The sequence below is a fragment of the Dokdonella sp. genome, from assembly GCF_019634815.1.
Taxonomy (GTDB): domain Bacteria; phylum Pseudomonadota; class Gammaproteobacteria; order Xanthomonadales; family Rhodanobacteraceae; genus Dokdonella_A.
Genome location: NZ_JAHCAP010000018.1, coordinates 1 through 18,857 on the forward strand (window position 1 = coordinate 1; position 18,857 = coordinate 18,857).

The window sequence follows — 18,857 nt, forward strand, 5'->3', positions numbered from 1 at the left end:
ACGCGCGATCCTGAGCGGCTGACGGAGCCACTATCGCATCGCCGCCTTGGTCCGAGCGGCAGACCGAGCCGCTGGCCGGATGCCTCGAGCGCCCCTGCCACGCTGTGATTCCACGGAATGCCCGGAAGAACCAGGCCATGAACCTGGGCGGGTTTGCGAGCCGCCGCAGCCACGCTGCATGATCGGCCTTGCCAGCCGCCGCCTGGCGTCGCCGTGACCGAGAGCCTTGCATGTCCACCCAACGCTATTACGTCACTCCGCATCCGATCGAAACCTTGCTCACGTGGGTCAAATCCGGCGAGATCGCAATTCCGGAAATTCAGCGCCCCTTCGTCTGGGAAGCCACCAAGGTGCGCAATCTGCTCGATTCGCTCTACCAGGGTTATCCGGTGGGCTACCTGATTGCCTGGCGCAATCCGACGATCAGGCTCAAGGACGGCACCTCGTCCGCCGGCAAGCGCATCCTCATCGACGGCCAGCAACGCGTCACCGCGCTCATGGCGGCCTTGCTCGGGCGCGAAGTCCTCACCAGGGATTACGAGACGGTCCGCATCCGCATCGCCTTCCATCCGCAGGAAGAGCGGTTCGAAGTGGCCAATCCGGCCATCCGCAAGGATGCTGCATGGATCAATGATGTCGCCGAGGTCTTCTCGCCCGATGCCAGCCTCACCGAACTCACCGACGCCTACACGCACGCCAATCCAGCTGCGGATCGCAGAATGGTCTCGCGGGTGCTGGAGCGGCTGCGCAAGATCATCAACAACCACGTCGGCGTGATCGAGCTGGCCGACGACCTCGATATCGAGACCGTCACCGAGATCTTCATCCGCGTCAATTCGGCGGGTACCGAGCTGTCGCAGGCCGACTTCGCCATGTCCAAGATCGCCGTCAACGAAACCCACGGCGGCAACCTGCTGCGCAAGGCGATCGACTATTTCTGCCACCTCGCGGTCGCGCCGGAATTTCTCGCCCGCATCGAAAAGGCCGACACCGCGTTCGCGACGTCGGAGTTCCTGCCGCAGATGCGCTGGCTCAAGGATGTCAACGACGACATCTATGACCCGACCTACACCGACATGCTGCGCGTGGCCTTCACCTCGGAGTTCGGGCGCGGCAAGCTGCAGGACCTGGTGGCGCTGCTGTCGGGCCGCAATTTCGAGACCAAGCAGTTCGAGGAAGCCATCGCCGAAGAGTCGTTCGGCAAGCTCAAGAAGGGCGTGCTCGCCTTCGTCAACGAGACCCACTTCCAGCGCATGACGATGATCCTGCGCTCCGCCGGCTTTGTCACCAGCGATCTCATCGGTGGGCGCAATGCGGTCAACTTCGCCTATGTGCTGTATCTGCGCGGGCGCGCCGAAGGCATGCCCGCCGCCGATCTCGAGCGATGCGCGAGACGCTGGTATGCGATGTCAGTCCTGCGCGGCCGCTACACCGGCAGCCCGGAGACGGCGTTCGATTTCGATATCCGCCAGATCGAGGCACGCGGGCTGGCACGCTACGTCGATGCGGTCATCGACAACGAGTTGCCCGACAGTTTCTGGACCGGAATGCTGCCCCAGCTCATGGACACCTCCTCGTCGAACAGTCCCTATTTCCTCGCCTATCAGGCGGCGCAGGTGAAACTGGGCGACAAGGGCTTCCTCTCGCGCGACATCAGCGTGCTGGACTTGCTGATGAATCGCAGCGACGTGCACCATGTCTATCCCAAGCAGGTCTTGAAGGCGCAGGGTCTGGCACGCGGTCGCTACAACCAGATCGCCAATTTCGTCCTCACCCAGAGCGAGATCAACATCGCCATCGGCAGCAAGCCGCCTGAGAGATATTTTGCGGAACTGGCCGAACAAGTGACTGGCGGCAAGAAGCTGTATGGCGGCATCGCCGGCGCCGACGAACTGCGCGCCAACCTGCGCGCCAACTGCGTGCCCGATTCGCTGCTCGACGGCGCGATCCCCGACTACGACAGCTTCCTCGAACAGCGTCGGGCCTTGATGGCGCTCAAGATCAAGACATGGTTCCATGCGCTGTGACCCGATCGAGGCGCGATCAACGATGAACACGCAGCAGAGCGCACCGGCACGCGGCACCGCCCCGCCCGACCAGCACCATGGTTCCTGCCTGTGCGGTGCCGTGCGTTTCACGGTCACCGGCACGTTCGAACGCTTCTACCTGTGCCATTGCTCGCATTGCCGCAAGGACAGCGGATCCGCCCATGCGGCGAACCTGTTTTCCTCCACGGCGCGGCTGCAATGGATCGCCGGCGAGGACCATGTACGTCGATACAGGCTGGAAGGCACGCGGCACCAGCGATGCTTCTGCGCGCGCTGCGGCTCGGCCTTGCCCTGCGCCGGCAACGGCATGCTGGTGGTGCCGGCCGGCAGCCTCGACAGCCCGTTGGCGAGGCGACCCGATGCGCATCTGTTCATCGCCAGCCGCGCGTCATGGGATCACGAGCTGGTCGGGCTGCCGCAGTTCGACTCGTTTCCAGCCTAGATCATCGGCTGCCATCCCCACGCAAGCATCGCCTTGCTGCGGCGCTTCAAGCGATGCCCAGACCTTCGATCACGCCGATGGCTTCCGGGTCGAAGCCCGCGAGTTCGGCGAAGTGGCGCCCGCGCTGGGTGTAGTCCTTGAACTGATCAAAGCTCGGCGCGCCGGGTGAGAGCAGCACCACCCCGCCGGCCGGCGTCAGCGTGCGCGCACAGGCGACTGCCGCGTCGACGCCGGTGGTTTCTTCGAGTCGATAGGCACCGCCGGCGGCGCGCAACTGCGCGGCGATGCGCGGGCCGCTCGCGCCCATGGTGATGATCGCGTGCGGCGGCTGTGCGCACACCTGGCTGGCGAACGGCTGCCAGTCCAGGCCACGATCGAAACCGCCGAGCAGCACACTCACGGCGCGACCGGCGAGGCTGGCCAGTGCTTCGAGCGTCGCCTGCGGCGTGGTGGCGATGCTGTCGTCGATCCAGTACAGGCCTTCGCGCTCACCCAGCATCTGCAGGCGGTGCGGCAACGGATGGAAATGCGCAATCGTGCGCGCAGCCGTGCGCGCATCCTCGCCTGCGGCTTCGAGCGCAGCGAGCGCGGCGCAGAGGTTGTTCGCGTTGTGCGCGCCGGGCAAGGGTGATGCGGACAGATCGAACACGACTTCTGCGCCGCGCAGGATCTTCCCGTCCGTGACATGCCAGCCCGCGGACTGCGCAAAAGCCAGTTGCCGCGGATGCGCATGCACGAGCTCGAGCAGCGCAGGTTGCGCGCCATTGACCACCAGCGTGCGCGCGACCGCCGCGAGCGCGAGCTTGTCCTCGACATAGCGCGCGCGCGTGCCATGCCAGTCGAGGTGTTCTTCGTACACGTTGTTGATCACCGCGACTTCCACGCCGACCGCTTCGCGCGTCTGGAAGCTCGACAGCTCCACCACCCACCAGTCGGGCTGCTGCGGCGGATCGAGCAATTCGAGCAAAGGCAGGCCGATGTTGCCGGCCAGCGCCACGCGCTTGCCCAGACCGCGCAGCAAGTGCGCGATGAGCGCACTCACCGTGCTCTTGCCCTTGGTGCCGGTGACCGCAATCACGCGCGCACTTGGATGCTCGGCAAACCACAGCGTCGTACCCGAAACAAACTGCGTGCCATGTTCCTGCGCCGCGGTCAGCTCGGGCTTGTAGGCGCTGATTCCGGGTGACTTGATCACCACCTCGAAGGCCGCCAGCATCGCTGCATCGGGCGGCGTGGTGACGATGTCGAGCGCGCTGGTCGGCTGGTGCGTGCTGGCACCCCACACGTCCTCGACGTGGCGCGCGATGCGCGCTTCACCGGGGCTGCAGAACAAGGTCGGCCGCAGCGCCGGCAGCTGCACGTGCAGCGCCGCGAGCGCGGCGCGGCCTTCGCGGCCATAGCCCCAGACCGCAACGCGGCGATCGGCCAGATCAGCGATGCGCATCGATGACGAAGGGCACGAGCGGCGCCGGGATGCGGTGGTCGCCCGCGGGGACGAGCTGGAGTTCGAGCGCGAGCGCAGTGGCATCGAGCTGCGGCGCGATCTCATCGCGGAAGCGCGCGACCAGGGCATCTTCACGCCACTCCGCGCGCGCGGCGAGCGCAGCGAAGGCGGCGCGCGATTCCACGCCCTCGCCCACGCATTCGAACGGCTTGTGGTCGCGGTATTCCAGCAATGCGTCGAAACCGGCCGCCAGGCTTTCGTCGTCGAGCAGGTTGCGACCGAAGATCGACAGCAGGCGCGGCTTGGGCATGAACGGCGCAAGCGCAAGGAACACGAAATGACACTTGGGACACTGCCCGCACCAGCGATCGGCGGGCTTGGGTCCGAGGATGCGGAAGTTGCGGTTGCAGCTGGAGAACACGTCGTCGTAGCGTGGCGCGCGCGCAAAGCGCTGCGCCACGGCCAGTTCCGAAAGCGGGCGCAGCAGCGAGTAGTAGTGCAGATCGGTGGCCACGTGCGAGGCAAGCAGTTCACCCAGTGCACGCTCGAACGCCCAGCCCTTGCTCCACTGGTGATTGATCTGCTGGCCGTCATATTCCAGCGTCGCGCTGGAGGCCGAACGTTCATTGGAGAATGCAATCGCACCGTGGCCATGGAGGATCGCCGCGACGACGAGGATCGCCGAATTGATCGCGGTCACCGGGATGTGGCCGTTGTACGCACCGGCCTTGTTGTACTCGAACAGGATCGGCGACAGCTCGCGGCCGATGTTGAGCATCGGCAAGCCGGTACGCGCAGCGCAGGCCTCGATCAGCGGTGAGTGGCCGACCCAGACCGCGGTCGCGTCCGCGCCGGATGCCTTGAGGATTTCCACGCTCACCAGCGAATCCTTGCCGCCGCCGATGGGCACCAGCGTGCGTTGCGGCAGGCCGAGCGCCTGTGCCGGTGCTTTCGTCGCTTCGGCAAATGGAAAGCGGATGCGTCCGCGCAGGTCGAGCCGGTTGTGGTACGCGAATTCGCCCAGCCCGTGCAGGTAGAGCGCATCGAGAAAGGCCGCGGTCGACGCATCGAGCGGCGTCGATTCGACACGAATTTCAGTGGGCACGCCAGCCTTGTAGTAGCTGATGCCGGCGACGAGGTGCAGCAGGTCGAGCGCGGCCTCGAACGCGCTCGCACGCTCGGGCGCGGGCAGCGGCGCGTGCGGAAACACGATGCGTTCGACCAGCTCAGGGCCATCGTCGAAGGCGTAGACCAGGGTGGCCACGCCATCGGCAAATTCACGGCGCAGGAATCGAAATGCCTTGGCATCAACCGGACGTATGCCGCTCATGCTATGGCGCCTCTCGTGAACACGTGTTCCGGCCTTGCGCGGCAGCGGCTGCAATGGAGCGCGCCCACCGAATGGCCAGAAATTGCATCCCCAGATAAGCCGCCATGAAGAACACCAGCATCCAGCCGCCCAAATCGGCGGGCACGCCACGACCGGAGCCATGCAGTGGCACTCCGGCAAGTGCGAACGCAAGCAGGAACTCCCCAAGCAAGAAAAGGGAACCGACGATCAGCACACAGCCGATGAAACCGTACACAAACAAGACCACGACTTCGATCTTCGGCGCCGTCGGCAACCACCAGCAGTCCCCCTTCGTCAGCCAGGCCATCGTGATTCCCGCAGCCAACGCCCACATTGCACCGAACCACAGCCAAATCGTCGAACCAAGACATCGAGAGCATTGGACATGATCCAGCAATCCGCCATACAGCAAGGCAGTGAGAGCTGCGGCCACCACAGCGGACATCATGCTGCCGGCAATGGCGTACCCTCGCCCAGTCATCACAACACGATCTCGGAAGCCGGTTCGCGCAGATTGTAGCGGGACGCCATCGCCGCGCCGTAGGCGCCGGCCTGCGCAATCAGGATCACGTCGCCCTCGCGGCATTCGGGCAGGCGCCGATTGCTGCCGAGCACGTCACCCGATTCGCAGATCGGCCCGACCACCTGCACCATCTGCGCCGGCGCCTCGTCGAGGCGGTCGAGGTTGACGATCTCGTGCCAGGCGTCATACAGCGCCGGGCGCAGCAGCGAGTTCATGCCGGCATCGATGCCGACATAGTGGACATGGCCCTTGCGCTTGGTCTGGGTGACGCGCGCGAGCAGCACGCCGGCCTCGGCAACGAGGAAGCGCCCCGGCTCCATCCACAGCGCGAACTGCGGATAAGCCTGCTTGACCTCGTCGAGCACGCGCCCGAGCGCGGCCAGATTGAGAGGCTGCTCGTCGGGCCGCGCCGGCACGCCGAGGCCGCCACCGACGTCGATCGACTCGATGTGCGTGAAGCTCTCGGCCAGGCTCGCCAGTTGCGCATACACCGAGCGCCAGTGGTCGGCATCGAGGATGCCCGAGCCCAGATGCGCATGCAGGCCGACGATGCGCGCGCCCGCATGACGCGCGAGCGCGCGGAACTCCTCGACCTCGTCGAGCGAGACACCGAACTTGGAAGTCGCACCGCCGGTCTTGACCTTGTCGTGGTGGCCGCGCCCCACGCCCAGATCCACGCGCAGGTGGATCTCGCGGTCGCGCAGCAGCTCGCCCCAGTGCCGCAGTGGATGCAGGGCATCGAAGGTGACACGCACGCCGGCTTCGAGCGCGGCGACATACTCGCCGCGTGGCGCGAAATTGGGCGTGAACAGGATCCGCTCGGGTGCGAGCGTGGGCAGGATCGCGCGCAATGCCTCGACCTCGGCGAGCGACACGCATTCGAAGGCGAAGCCTTCCTCGTGCAGCGCGCGCAGGATCGCCGGGTGTGCATTGGCCTTGAGCGCGTAATGCCAGCGATCGACGCAGCCCAGCGCGCGCAGTGCGCGCGCCTTCTCACGCACGGTGGCAAGGTCATAGACGTAGCGCGGGGACTGCTGCGCGGCCAGATCGAGCAGCGCAGCACGCTGTTCGCGCCACCACGCCGCAGGTGGCGGCGGCGCGCCGGCGGCTTCCAGCTCGCGCCAGCTCGGCCCGAAGATCGCCCCGTCCTCGGCACGCAAGGCGTCGGCGCGGATCAACAGCGCATGCAGGCGCGGGATCAGATCGTCGGCAAGCGACTCATCGACCACGAAGGTGAGGTTGAGGTTGTTCGACGACTGGCTGATCAGATGCACATCGAGCGCGCCGAATTCGGCAAGCACGCCCGAGAGCCGATGCAACAGCGAGCGCATGCCCCGACCGACCAGGGTGATTGCCGCACACGGCGCGATCACCTTGACCCGGCACACCTTGGCCAGATCCGCGGCGAGCGCCGAGAGCACGTCGGAATTGACGAGGTTTTCGCTGGGATCGAGCGAGACGGTGACGTTGGTCTCGGCCGAACCGATGAGATCAACCGACAGGCCATGATGCTTGAACGCGGCGAACACATCGGCAAGGAAGCCGACCTGTTGCCACATGCCCACCGTTTCCATCGAGATCAAGGTGACGCCCTTGCGCGCGCTGATCGCCTTCACGCAAGGCGCGGCGTCGCTGGCGACCGCGCGGATCAGGGTGCCGGCCAGTTGCGGTCGGTTGGTGTCCTTGATCACCAGGGGCACGCCGGCCCGACGCAGCGGACCCAGCGAGCGCGGATGCAGCACCTTGGCGCCGGTGGTGGCGATTTCCTGCGCCTCCTGATAGTCGAGCTGGGCGAGCAGGCGAGCGCCCGGCACGAGCCGCGGATTGGCGCTGAACATGCCCGGCACGTCGGTCCATATTTCCACGCACTGCGCGCGCAGCATCGCGCCGAAACAGCCGGCCGAGGTATCCGATCCACCGCGCCCGAGCAGCACCGTCCTGCCTTCGGGATCGCGCGCGATGAAGCCCTGGGTGATGAACGCCTCGCCGCGTGCCGCGAGCGCACGTTCGAAGCCTGCATCGGGCGCCGCCGGCACGGTGGCCGACAGCATGCGGCTCCAGGCGCTCTGGTTGGCGAGCGGTTGCGCGACCAGATGTTCGCGTGCGTCGAGCCACTGCGTGGGCAGGCCCTGCGCGCCAAGGAATGCCGCGCCCAGCGTGCTCGACATCAGTTCGCCCAGCGCGAACACCTGCGCCTGCCATTCAAGCGCGCCGCTCACTCGCCCGGGATCGGCGACCAGCCGGTCAAGTTGGGCAAACAGTGCGTCGATCGTCTCGCGCGAAGTCGCCTGCAGCTCGCCGAGCATTGCTTCGTGACGGCGCAGGATTTCGGCCTGCGCGCCGCGCGCGGCAAGCTCGTCGCTGCCGCTTTCGGCAATGCGTTTGAGCAGGTCGGTGACGCCCGACAAGGCCGAGACGACGATCAGCACCTTGCGTCCCTGGACGCGATGTGCAGCGGCGATGCGCGCGATGTTCTCCCAACGCGGCCGCGTGGAGACACTGGTGCCGCCGAACTTGATGACCACCCACGGCGCCGGCTCGGCGCCTGTCCGATTGCTCACATTCATTGCCGTGTGTACCGGGATCCAGTCACGATCGCAGGATCGTGCGTCGCAGCATAACGCAAGCGGTTGGCCATGCCATGCCGATATGCCATCTCGTGATGGGATATCGACCCGCATGCAAGCTCGCCCGCCATCTCGCCGGCATGCGCCCGCCAATGCCACAATGCGCGAATGCCAAAAGACACCCGCAATCCCGCCGCTGCGCCCCCTGCAGGCGGCTCAGGCGCGGCGCCAGCGCCCCATCTGCCTGCCGCCCTGCCGATCAGCGTGAACGGCAAGCCTTACTTTCACGAAGGCGATCCGGCGATGCCGCTGCTATGGTTTCTGCGCGACAGCCTGCGCCTGACCGGCAGCAAGTATGGCTGCGACAACGGCCAGTGCGGCGCCTGCAACGTCCTGCTGGATGGCAAGGCGGTGCGCGCCTGCTCACTGCCGATGAGCGCCGCAGCAAACCATGCAGTGACGACGATCGAAGGCATCGGCGCCACGAACTTGCATCCGGTGCAGCAGGCCTGGATCGAGGCCGACGCGATCCAGTGCGGCTATTGCCAGAGCGGTCAGATCATCGCCGCGATCGACCTGCTCAAACGCAAGCCGCGGCCCGCAGAGGACGACATCGCCGCAATTGGCAATGTCTGCCGCTGCGGCAGTCAGCCGCAGATCCGTCGCGCGATCGCCCGTGCCGCCGAACTGCTCCAGGGTGGCAAGAAGTGACTGCATCTTTCGACGCCGGAAGGCGCCATTTTCTTGCCGTCAGCCTGACGGGCACGGGCGCCTTGCTGCTTGCACCAGTCCTGCGGGCTGCGCCCCTGCCCAATGTTCCTGCGGAACTCCTCGGCGAGGATTTCACCGGGCTCGGCCCGTTCCTGCGCATCGAACGTGACAACCGCATCGTCATCGGCGCGCCGGCCTGCGAAGTCGGCCAGGGCGTGTTCACCGATCTGCCGATGATCATCGCCGAAGAACTCGACCTCGACTGGTCGCAGGTGCGCGTGCTGCAACTGCCTTACGGCGGCGGTGATGGCGCCAACCCCTACGGCCGCCAGGGTGCCGATGCCGCCGATGCGGCAGCACGGACCTTCCTGCGTCACGCTGGCGCGAATGCGCGTTGGCTGCTGCTGCAGGCAGCGGCACGTGAATGGAACCTGCCCGCCGAGTCCCTGCGCACGCAAGCCGGCGAAGTCATCGCCAGTGATGGTCGCAAGCTCAGCTATGGCGCGCTCGCGCGCAGTGCCGCGTCGATCACGCTGCCTGCTGCGCCACCCGCGCTCAAATCCACAGCCGCGTACACGATCATTGGCAAGCCGATCGCTACGGCAGACGCGCGCGAAATCGTCACTGGCGCTTGCCGTTACGGCATCGATCACTACGGTGCCGGCGCCCTGCTCGCGGTGATTGCCCGCTGCCCCCTGCCCGGCGGTTCATTGCTGCGAATGGACGACAGCAAGGCGCGCAAGGTTTCCGGCGTGGTCGACGTGATCGAGCTGCCACACAGCACTGACGCACCAGCGGTCGCCGGCATCGCCGTGCTTGCCCGTCACAGCTGGGCGGCCTTGCAGGGCCGCGCCCTGCTCGAAATCCAATGGCAGCCCGCCGCCGACACCAGCGAGTCGAGTTCGGCCCTGATCGCCGCCGCGCATGCCGCGCTCGACGGCAAGGACGGCGGCATTCCCGTGCGCAGCGATGGCGAACCGCTGCGCATCCGCAAGCAACCGGCGCGCCATCGCATCGAGTCGCGCTACGAACTGCCTTTCCTCGCCCACGCGGTGATGGAGCCGCCCAATGCGCTGATCGAAATCAATCAGGATGGTGCGCGACTGGTCGCTGCCGTGCAGGATCCTGATGGCGCTTCGCAATGGATTGCCAGACTGACCGGGCTGCGCCGCCAGAACATCCGCATCGAATTGCCGCGAGGCGGCGGCAGCTTCGGTCGCCGCCTCGACAATGACTATGTCGCCGAGGCCGTGGTGGTCGCCAAGGCAGCCGGCAAGCCGGTCAAACTGATGTGGACGCGCAGCGACGACCTGCAGCACGACCGCTATCGTCCGCTGGGCGTGCACGCACTGGCCGCCTCGCTGGATCGGCACAACCGGATATCGGCTTGGTCGCACCGCTGTGCGGCCACGCCGGTCGATGCGCGCACGCCCAACGCGGGTCTGCTCGAAGCCACGGCTTTCCCGGCAGGTTTCGTTGCGCATCTGCAGCAGAGCTTCCATCCGCTCAGCACCCATCTGCCGCTTGCCGCGGGTGCCTGGCTTGATGCATTCCGCACGTTTGCGATCGAGAGTTTCATCGACGAGCTTGCGGTGGTTTCACGCCAGGACGCAGTCAAGCTGCGGCTGACGATGCTTGAAGATGCCAAGGCGCCCGCGACCGTCAATGGCGTCGAGTGCACGCGCCTTGCGCACGTGCTGCGTCGCTGCGCCGCGCGCATCGACTGGCGCACGCCGCGCACCGATGGTCGCGGCCTGGGCATTGCCTGCCACGCGGGCGGTGGTGGCAGTTTCGCGCATGCCTTCGAGGTCGCGGTCGAAGGCGGCCAGTTGCGCATCCATCGTGCAGTCTGCGTTGCCGACATCGGCACCGTGATCAATCCGCGCAATGCGCAGGAGCAGATTGCCGGGGCCACACTCGACGGCCTCGCCGCAACCCTGCAGCAGGCGATCACGCTCAAGGATGGCCGCATCCAGCAACGCGGCTTGCAGGACTATCCGCTGCTGCGGCTGGGCTTGTCTCCGCGCAGCACCGAGATCGAGATCATCGACTCCACGGACGACGCGGTCGACCCCGCATTCGCCAGCGCCAGCGCCGGACCCGCGCTCGCCAACGCGGTGTATGCCGCGACCACGGTACGGGTGCGCAAACTGCCCCTGCTGCCCGAGCTGATGCGCCTGCTCTGAACGATCGATGCTTGCTTCACGACAACGCAAGTGAAAAAAAAGGGGCCGCGATGCGGCCCCTTTGAACGCTGGTTCACTCATCCCGCTTACGGGATCTCGAAACCATCCTCGAAGATCACATCACTGACCGCGACCTGCGGAATCAGGCACCACTCGGTGAAACTGCCGGTATCGCCGCCGGCATTGTCGGACACGTTCAATGTCCAGGTGCCTGCGAGCGACAGACCAACGAACGGCGCCAGGCCCGGTGCATTGGGCGAGAGCGTGCCGGTGATGGCGGGAACGGTCGAGCCACACGCGGTTTCGACCGGATTGCCGGCCGCGTCGTCGAGGATCACGTCGTAGTCGTTGCCGCTGCAACCAAACGTGCTCGCCGGAACGCCCGGACGATCGATCAGCGCGGAACTTGCCGAGTCCTTCGACAGCGTGAACTTGAGATCACCCACCCAGGTGTGCGTAGCCTTGATCGACACGGTGAGACCCGTGAGCACCGAAGCATCGCTGAGGGTGATGGTGTCGTTGACGCCAGCCGGAGTGTTGTCGGGAATCGCCAGGGCCGGCGACGGCGCGTGGCAGATGATGTTCGCGGTGGTGAAGCTGAAGACCGCCGAAGTCGTTCCATCGCCACAGCCATTGGTCGGCTTCACGCGCCAGTAGTAGGTCGTGGTCGGGTTGAGCCCGGTGGCGACATGACTGGTGCCGGTGATGCCGGACTGGCTCACCACGATGTTGCTGAAGGCGACATCGGTGGCGACTTCGACCGTATACGAAGCGGCGCCGGCAAGTGCAGCCCAGCTCAGGGTCGGGCTGGTGCCGACACTGGTTGCCCCGTTGGCGGGCGTCAGCAGGTTCATGCTGCCCGACAAGGCCGCCGCGACCGTGAGCGGCAAGGTCTTGTTCACCACGTCGGCGCCACTGGTGCCGGTCACGGTGATCGGGTAGCTGCCCGGGGTGACGCCGGACAGGTTGCTCAATGTCAGGACCGACGCCGATGTCGGGGGCGTCAGCGCAGCGGGTACGAACAGCAGCGCGCTGGGTGCGGGATTGCCGCTCGCAGTCAACGCAACCGTGCCGCTGAAGCCCTGGTCATAGGTCGCAGCGAGATTGATCGTCGCGCTGTTGGTGGTGTTGCACACCGACAGCGATGTCGGATCGAGCGTGAACGTGAACGGCGACATGCCGATGCCGTCGATTGCGGTCGCGCCGGTGTTGAGCGGATCAAGCCAATCCTTCATGCGCGTCGCCGGCGTACCCTCGCCTTCCCAGGCCACCGCGAGCTGACCGTAGTAATCCGAAAGATTGGCTCCCGTCGCACCGCATGAGGACGGACCGCCACTGAGCACGCCGACAAAATGCTGGCTGGCGTTGTACAGCGGCGAACCCGACGAACCCGGTTCGGTTACGCCCGGCGGCAGCGATGAAGGCTGCGGCGCGGGAATGCCGGGCAGGATCGGCGGGGTCGGATCCCAGTAGGCGTGCCAGTGGGTGTTGGTGCCACCCGAGATGCCACCGACCTCGAAGTTCTGCTCGACGAAGGTGATGCGCTTCTCGTCAACACCCGGATGATGGATCGCGGCGCACTCACCGACGTCGGAATTGGGATTGGGGCCCGGCGTGCAGACCGCGGCGGCGGTGCCACGATCCCAGCCGGCCCAGTACAGGTTCCAGGCCGGATCGGGCGTACCGTTGAGGCGCACCACGGTGTTGTCAGAGCAGACCGCGCCATTGGTGCAATCGCTACCGTTGAAAGGATTGCGCGTGCGGCCAAGGAAGGTCGAACCGCTGCTGGTCGTGGTGGGCCGCGCCACCGGCGTGCCGCTGGCGCCACTGCCGGGCAGGCGGCAGGTCGGCGATTCATAGTTCCAGTAGACGACGATGCCCGCGGGATTGGCGACCACGTTGCAATGGCTGGCCGTCATGAACAGCATGCTGCGGTCGTTGGCGGTGTTGTTGACCAGCGAGCCGGTGCAGGTGTCGGTGCCCGAGATCGTGTAGGCGCCGACCGAACGCCGCGGGTTGTTCCACGGGTCGGATGGATCCAGACAGGCGACATCCATGTTGCACGAGCCGGAACGGATTGCGTCGGGCGAGCAGGCCGACTTGCCTTCACCGGTGAGATTCAGCTTGGGCTGTGCGTACCCCTTGCTCATCGTGCCGAAGCCGCGATAGCCCTGGTTGATCTTGCCGAGCACGAGTTCGACCTGGTCGCGTTCGCCACTGGCGACATCGAGTTCGATGACGACATCGCTGGCGGCGATGATCGGCGTCCACAACTGGCCGAGCGCATTGTGCGTGGCGGCTGAATACGGGCCGGCGAGCTGGCTGTGATCCTTGCTCGCGTAGATGAAAACCTGCGCGCTGGGCGGCAGGCGGAACTGCGTGAAACCGAAATTGAGCGAAGCGGCGTCGGCGGCCTGCACGCGGTAGCGCCAAATGCTCTGGCCGCCCTTGGTTTCCCAACTGCCGCCGCTGCGTGCATCCACTGCGCTGTCATGCGCAATCGCAAAGCGCATCGGCTGCCCGCTGGCTTCGCGCAAGGCGTCTTCCTCGGCGATGGTCTGCAGATCCAGCGCGCCGTAACGCACGGTCACGACTTGATCGACCGATTGCACTTGCGTGGAAAAACTTGCCGGTGAGACACCGGCCGCGACAGCCAGCCCCGTGGTCGAAGCGGCAATCAGCAGCGCCGCAACCCGTGTTGTGCGTTTGTGAGACATCGAAGACCCCAGCCCATGTTGTTGCCCCTGTCCGGGAAGCGTATCACTGCTTGGAGCGGGCGTGTTGTGCAGACGGTCCGGCGCGCTGTGCGGGGCTTGCTGTCACGCAACATCATGTGGGTACACGGCGCCGAACGCGGCAGCCGGTCCACCCATCGCAAGACTGCGCCCAGCGCGTGGACGCGGCAGCACACCGGGATCCGCACGCAGCCACAAGGTGAGGCGATTGCGCCACCGGCTCAGCCTTGGGTCAAAGTGCGAGCAGTACCAAGCCGGCGCCGGTGGCCAGCGCAAGCAGACTCAGCCAATCGGTCAGCGCGAACACCAGCGGGTCGTCATGCATGCGGCCACGCCCGGCGAGCATCCACAAGCGCACAAGCCAGGCCGCGAGCAGCGGCACCAACCACCACAAGCGCTGCGGCTGGGCATACAACTCGGCACTCTTGGTGCTGTCGATGTAGAGCGCGAGCACGGCCACGGCGGCGGCACCAGCGACGATGCCCGCCGCGCGCACCACGCTGCGGTCGCGCAAACGGTAGCCGCGACCGCGCAGACGGTCGAGTGGACCGCTGGCGAGGCGGCTGAATTCAATCTCGCGCTTGAGCAGGGCGAGGCCAAGGAACAGGCTCATCGCGAAGGCCACCAGCCAGATCGAGATCTCGACCGCGACCGCGGCGCCGCCGGCAACGATGCGCAGCGTGTACAGGCCCGCAAGCACCAACACGTCGATGACCGGCAGGCGCTTGAGCCAGAGTGAATAGACCAGCGTGGTCACCGCATAGGCGAGCAGGGCCCAGGTGAAGGGCATCGGCAGCAGCATCGCGCAGGCGAATGCGGCCAGCAGCAGCACGGGCACGCCGAACAATCCGGACAGCAAGGACAAGCGGCCATCGGCAAACGGTCGCAGATGCTTGCGTGGATGGGCGCGATCGGCGTCGAGATCAAGCAGGTCGTTGAGCAGATAGGCCGCCGAGGCGCACAAGCAGAACGCGACGAAGGCGATCAGGGCGTGGCGCGCCAGATCCGCATCGATCCGATGGGCAGCCAGCGGCGCCACGAAAACCAGCAGGTTCTTGGTCCACTGGTGCGGACGCAGCGCGCGCAGCAATTCGCCCCAGACGCCCGTGGCCGGCGCGAACACGCGATCGATCTTGGTCCGCTTGCGCGCCGAGCGCAGCACGTCGGGCCGGGCATTGACGACGATCGCGCGCCGCGCCTTCGCCCACACCGCAAGGTCTGCGCGCGAATTGCCGGCGTAATCGAATCCGCGCTCGCCAAACCGCGCCACCAACGCCGCCGCCTTGCGCCGCCCCGACAGATTGACCTTGCCATCACTGGCCAGCACTGCATCGAACAGGCCCACCCGCGCAGCCACGGCCTCGGCCACGCGCCGATCGGAGGCGGTACACAGCACGCGTGTACGCGTGAACTGCTCGCGCAGCCATCCGAGCATGCGTGGATCGAACGGCAGCTGCGCCACCTCGGGCACGATGCGGCGCGCGATTTCGCGCTTGCAGTACGCCAGCCCGCGCAAGAGCCACCACGGCAGCGCGAACAGATACAACGGATTGCGTCGCACCAGGGCGAGCGCAGATTCGATGGAAAGGTCGGAACGAACCAGAGTGCCGTCCATGTCCACGCACAAAGGCACGTTGTCGTCGCTCATCATCAGCCCGTGGCAAGGGCGCGACGCGACGCGCCTTCTGAATGGGCGTGAGTATGCCCCAGAGGCGGCGCGACCGTACGCCTTCGCCTCAGGACGCGGGTTCGCAGCCGCCCGATTCCGCGCGCTTGCGCCCACGATGGGCAATTGCCTGCGGATCGGCGAGGCCAACCCATTTGAGGTACTTGCGGCTGACCTTGTCGCCAAGGCTTTCATCGGGACTGAAGGCGTCCGCGAAGCGGGTCTTCTTGCAATCCAGCGGATTGCCGCGCTCCTCGATTTGCGTCCAGCGCCGTTGCGCGGCCTCGCGTTCGGTTTTCGGTGCGGGCAACGTCGGAGCGCGGATCGGTGCATCGCCATTGCCGATGCGCACGCTGCCGTCGGCATTGAACAACTTGACCGGTGGCGCCACCCCACCCTGCCCCAGACGCGCCCGCATTGCGTCGCTGGCTTCCTCGGGCCGCGGCGGCGGCGGTGTCGTCTTGACCTCGGGCGGCGCAATCGCGACTCGACTGGCGCGCACCACGATCGGTGGTTCCGGCTCGGGCGGCGGCGGTGGCAATTGACTGATCGGCTCGATCAGATTGACGGTGATGACCTGTGGCGCGGTCACCCGCTTCCAGTGCGCGCTGCGATAGGAATGCATGCCCAGCGCGAAGCCGCCGAGCTCGAGGACGGTAATCGCGAAGGCGAGCAGCCCGCCAAGCCAGAAGATGCGCCGGTCGCGCTCCGCATCCTGCCAGCGCAGGCTGCGCTGCCAGGGCAGCGCATCGCTGGCCAGTTGCAGGGAACCGGGCGCATGCAACAACAGCTCGGGCTCGCCGACGGGCATCGCGGACGCGGGGCGGGCGGTGTCGGCCAAGGCAGTGCCATCGCTGCAAAGCGCCGCAGAATACCGATCGCACGCTAAAGCAAGGTTAAACCGTCGCGAAAGCGGCCACGCCGTGCACCCTGTCCCAACCGTGCGCTGGCGGCTTCACGCACTGCCGCTTGACCACCGTCACCGATCGGACAAGGCTATGCCGTCGCCGCCGCGACGGTGCGGCGATTCTCCGCCATGACCCCCAGCCTCGCAGGCCCGCGGGCGCAGCGAGCCGGTCGCCGTGACGGTCCCACCCATGCAATCGGGAGGTCGACCATGTCCTACAGTACCCAAGACATCCGCAACATCGCCCTCGCAGGCCAAGCGGGCGCCGGCAAAACCACGCTGTTCGAAGCCCTGCTGCATGCCGGCGGCGCAATCCAGACGGCAGGCTCGGTGGACAAGGGAACCAGCGTCTCCGATCACGATGCGATGGAACGCGAGCGCAAGCATTCGATCAACAGCGCGATCGCCTCGATCGAACATGCCGGCACCCACATCAACCTCATCGACACACCCGGCTTCCACGAGTTCCGCGGCCAGACGCTGTCGGCGCTCGGCGCGGTGGAAACCTGCGCGATCGTCGTCGATGCCGTGGTCGGCATCGTCCACAACACGCGCCGCCTGATGGAACGCGCCCAAAAGCGCGGCCTGTGCCGCATCCTCGTCATCAACAAGATCGACCACGAAGGCGCCGACCTGGAAGGCCTGGTCGAAGCGCTGCGCGATGAGTTCGGCAGCCAGTGCCTGCCGATCAACCTGCCCGCGAACAAGGCCGCCGGCGTGGTCGATTGCTTCTTCCAGCCGCAGGGCGAAGCCGATTTCTCCACGGTCGCCCATGCCCACCAGCAGATCATCGATCAGGTGGTGGAAATCAACGAGACGGTCATGGGCCATTACCTCGAAGACGGCGAGGCGGGCCTGTCGGGGCAGGAACTGCACGATGCCTTCGAACAATGCCTGCGCGAAGGCCATCTGGTGCCGATCTGCTTCACCTCGGCGCGCAACGGCACGGGCGTGAAGGAATTGCTCGACATCGCCGCGCGCCTCTTGCCCAATCCGCTCGAAGGCAATCCGCCGCCGTTCGTGAAAGGATCGGGCGCCGCCGCGCAGCCGATCCGTGCGCAGGCTGATCCCGCCCACCACGTGATCGCCGACGTGTTCAAGATCGTCAATGATCCCTTCGTCGGCAAGCTCAGCATCTTCCGCGTCTATCAAGGCACGCTGCGCAAGGACACCCAGTTGTTCATCGACGACGGCAAGAAGCCGTTCAAGGTCGGCCACCTGTTTCGGCTCAAGGGCAAGGATCACCTCGAGATCGAGCAGGCGATTCCCGGCGACATCGCCGCCGTCGCCAAGGTCGAGGAAATCCATTTCGACGCGATCCTGCACGACTCGCACGACGAGGATCAGATCCACCTCGCGCCGATCGACTTTCCGCTGCCGATGTTCGGTCTCGCGGTGCAGCCCGCGCACAAGGGCCAGGAGCAGAAGCTCGCCAATGCGCTCGCGCGCCTGGGCGAGGAAGACCCGTGTTTTCGCGTCGAACACAACATGGAACTCAACGAGACGATCATCCGCGGCCTGTCCGACTTGCACCTCAAGCTCATGCTCGAGCGCATGAAGGAGCGCTACGGCGTCGAGGTCACCACGCGCCCGCCGCGCATCGCCTACCGCGAGACGATCGCGCTCAAGGCCGAGGGCCATTACCGCCACAAGAAGCAGACCGGCGGCGCGGGCCAGTTCGGCGAGGTGTTCCTGCGCATCGAACCGCTGCCACGCGGTGGCGGCTTCGAGTTCGTCGACGAGGTCAAGGGCGGCACGATTCCCGGCCAATACCTGCCCGCGGTCGAGAAAGGCGTGCGTCAGGTACTCGAACACGGCGCGATCGCCGGCCATCCGCTGCAGGATGTCAAGGTGATCGTCTATGACGGCAAGTACCACCCGGTCGACTCCAAGGAAGTCGCTTTCGTCTCGGCCGGCAAGAAGGCCTTCCTCGAAGCGATCGCCAATGCCAAGCCGCAAGTACTCGAGCCGATCGTCAACCTCGACGTGACGGTCTCCAACGCGCACATGGGCGATGTCACCGGCGGCCTCGCCAGCAAGCGCGCGCGCATCAGTGGCACCGATTCACTGCGCGGCGGCGAGATCGTGGTCAAGGCGCAGGTACCGCTGGCCGAGATCGTCGACTACCAGACCGAGCTCAAGGCGATGACCGGCGGCGAAGGTCGCTACACGATCGAGTTCAGCCACTACGAACCGGTGCCGGTGCAGATCCAGAAGCAATTGGTCGATTCCTGGAAGCCGCGCATCGAGGAAGACTGACGCCGATGAAAAACGCAG

General features: G+C 66.1%; 12 protein-coding genes. 5 read left to right on the forward strand and 7 right to left on the reverse strand.

Translation table 11 applies throughout. The features are described from left to right. Positions 1–230: 230 nt before the first annotated feature. Complete coding sequence (locus KF759_RS09840; protein WP_291224978.1) at positions 231–2,027, forward strand: DUF262 domain-containing protein; 1,797 nt, start codon at positions 231–233, stop codon at positions 2,025–2,027. 22 nt (positions 2,028–2,049) lie between these two features. Continuing rightward, entirely contained in the window at positions 2,050–2,490 is a 441-nt protein-coding gene (locus tag KF759_RS09845; protein ID WP_291224980.1) for a GFA family protein, read from the forward strand. A gap of 46 nt (positions 2,491–2,536) precedes the next feature. Here the strand turns inward: KF759_RS09845 and murD are convergent, their stop codons facing one another. From murD to KF759_RS09865, 4 genes are read right to left on the reverse strand one after another with little or no spacing between them, the layout of a single operon-like run. Beyond that, the gene (gene murD, locus KF759_RS09850) at positions 2,537–3,934 is read right to left on the reverse strand and encodes a UDP-N-acetylmuramoyl-L-alanine--D-glutamate ligase (RefSeq protein ID WP_291224981.1); all 1,398 of its coding nucleotides are present in this window, start codon (positions 3,932–3,934) and stop codon (positions 2,537–2,539) included. Next, entirely contained in the window at positions 3,921–5,264 is a 1,344-nt protein-coding gene (gene murL, locus KF759_RS09855) for a UDP-N-acetyl-alpha-D-muramoyl-L-alanyl-L-glutamate epimerase (protein ID WP_291224984.1), read from the reverse strand. The genes murD and murL overlap by 14 nt, the downstream gene beginning before the upstream one ends. Before the next feature lies 1 nt (position 5,265). Beyond that, positions 5,266–5,730, reverse strand: coding sequence for a hypothetical protein (locus KF759_RS09860; RefSeq protein WP_291224986.1), 465 nt, complete (start codon positions 5,728–5,730; stop codon positions 5,266–5,268). A 35-nt stretch (positions 5,731–5,765) separates the two neighbouring features. Beyond that, positions 5,766–8,375, reverse strand: coding sequence for a bifunctional aspartate kinase/diaminopimelate decarboxylase (locus tag KF759_RS09865; protein ID WP_291224988.1), 2,610 nt, complete (start codon positions 8,373–8,375; stop codon positions 5,766–5,768). A gap of 168 nt (positions 8,376–8,543) precedes the next feature. Between KF759_RS09865 and KF759_RS09870 the strand changes: the two genes are divergently transcribed. Together KF759_RS09870 and KF759_RS09875 are read left to right on the forward strand one after the other, a co-directional pair. Then, the gene (locus KF759_RS09870; protein ID WP_291224990.1) at positions 8,544–9,086 is read left to right on the forward strand and encodes a (2Fe-2S)-binding protein; all 543 of its coding nucleotides are present in this window, start codon (positions 8,544–8,546) and stop codon (positions 9,084–9,086) included. After that, complete coding sequence (locus KF759_RS09875; protein ID WP_291224992.1) at positions 9,083–11,272, forward strand: molybdopterin cofactor-binding domain-containing protein; 2,190 nt, start codon at positions 9,083–9,085, stop codon at positions 11,270–11,272. Before KF759_RS09870 ends, KF759_RS09875 begins: the two co-directional genes overlap by 4 nt. 86 nt (positions 11,273–11,358) lie before the next feature. On the opposite strand, the gene KF759_RS09880 is transcribed toward KF759_RS09875, so the two are convergent. From KF759_RS09880 to KF759_RS09890, 3 genes are all read right to left on the reverse strand, one after another. Beyond that, a complete protein-coding gene (locus KF759_RS09880) occupies positions 11,359–13,989 on the reverse strand; it encodes a proprotein convertase P-domain-containing protein (protein WP_291224994.1) in 2,631 nt (876 codons plus the stop codon). Positions 13,990–14,239: 250 nt separating this feature from the next. After that, positions 14,240–15,655, reverse strand: coding sequence for a UbiA family prenyltransferase (locus KF759_RS09885; RefSeq protein ID WP_291224996.1), 1,416 nt, complete (start codon positions 15,653–15,655; stop codon positions 14,240–14,242). Positions 15,656–15,743: 88 nt separating this feature from the next. Then, positions 15,744–16,514: a hypothetical protein gene (locus KF759_RS09890; protein ID WP_291224998.1), complete on the reverse strand. Its 771-nt coding sequence runs from the start codon at positions 16,512–16,514 to the stop codon at positions 15,744–15,746. 276 nt (positions 16,515–16,790) lie between these two features. Here KF759_RS09890 and fusA point away from each other — a divergent pair, with 276 nt between their 5' ends. Continuing rightward, a complete protein-coding gene (gene fusA / locus KF759_RS09895; protein ID WP_291225000.1) occupies positions 16,791–18,839 on the forward strand; it encodes an elongation factor G in 2,049 nt (682 codons plus the stop codon). Positions 18,840–18,857: the final 18 nt, after the last annotated feature.

Bases quoted from the DNA above. Each gene is read 5' to 3' on its own strand.
- KF759_RS09840 (WP_291224978.1), top strand. From the start codon at position 231: ATGTCCACCCAACGCTATTACGTCACTCCGCATCCGATCGAAACCTTG.
- KF759_RS09860 (WP_291224986.1), bottom strand. From the start codon at position 5,730: ATGTCCGCTGTGGTGGCCGCAGCTCTCACTGCCTTGCTGTATGGCGGA.
- fusA (WP_291225000.1), top strand. From the start codon at position 16,791: ATGTCCTACAGTACCCAAGACATCCGCAACATCGCCCTCGCAGGCCAA.
- KF759_RS09870 (WP_291224990.1), top strand. From the start codon at position 8,544: ATGCCAAAAGACACCCGCAATCCCGCCGCTGCGCCCCCTGCAGGCGGC.
- KF759_RS09865 (WP_291224988.1), bottom strand. From the start codon at position 8,375: ATGAATGTGAGCAATCGGACAGGCGCCGAGCCGGCGCCGTGGGTGGTC.
- murD (WP_291224981.1), bottom strand. From the start codon at position 3,934: ATGCGCATCGCTGATCTGGCCGATCGCCGCGTTGCGGTCTGGGGCTAT.
- KF759_RS09845 (WP_291224980.1), top strand. From the start codon at position 2,050: ATGAACACGCAGCAGAGCGCACCGGCACGCGGCACCGCCCCGCCCGAC.
- KF759_RS09885 (WP_291224996.1), bottom strand. From the start codon at position 15,655: ATGAGCGACGACAACGTGCCTTTGTGCGTGGACATGGACGGCACTCTG.
- murL (WP_291224984.1), bottom strand. From the start codon at position 5,264: ATGAGCGGCATACGTCCGGTTGATGCCAAGGCATTTCGATTCCTGCGC.
- KF759_RS09880 (WP_291224994.1), bottom strand. From the start codon at position 13,989: ATGTCTCACAAACGCACAACACGGGTTGCGGCGCTGCTGATTGCCGCT.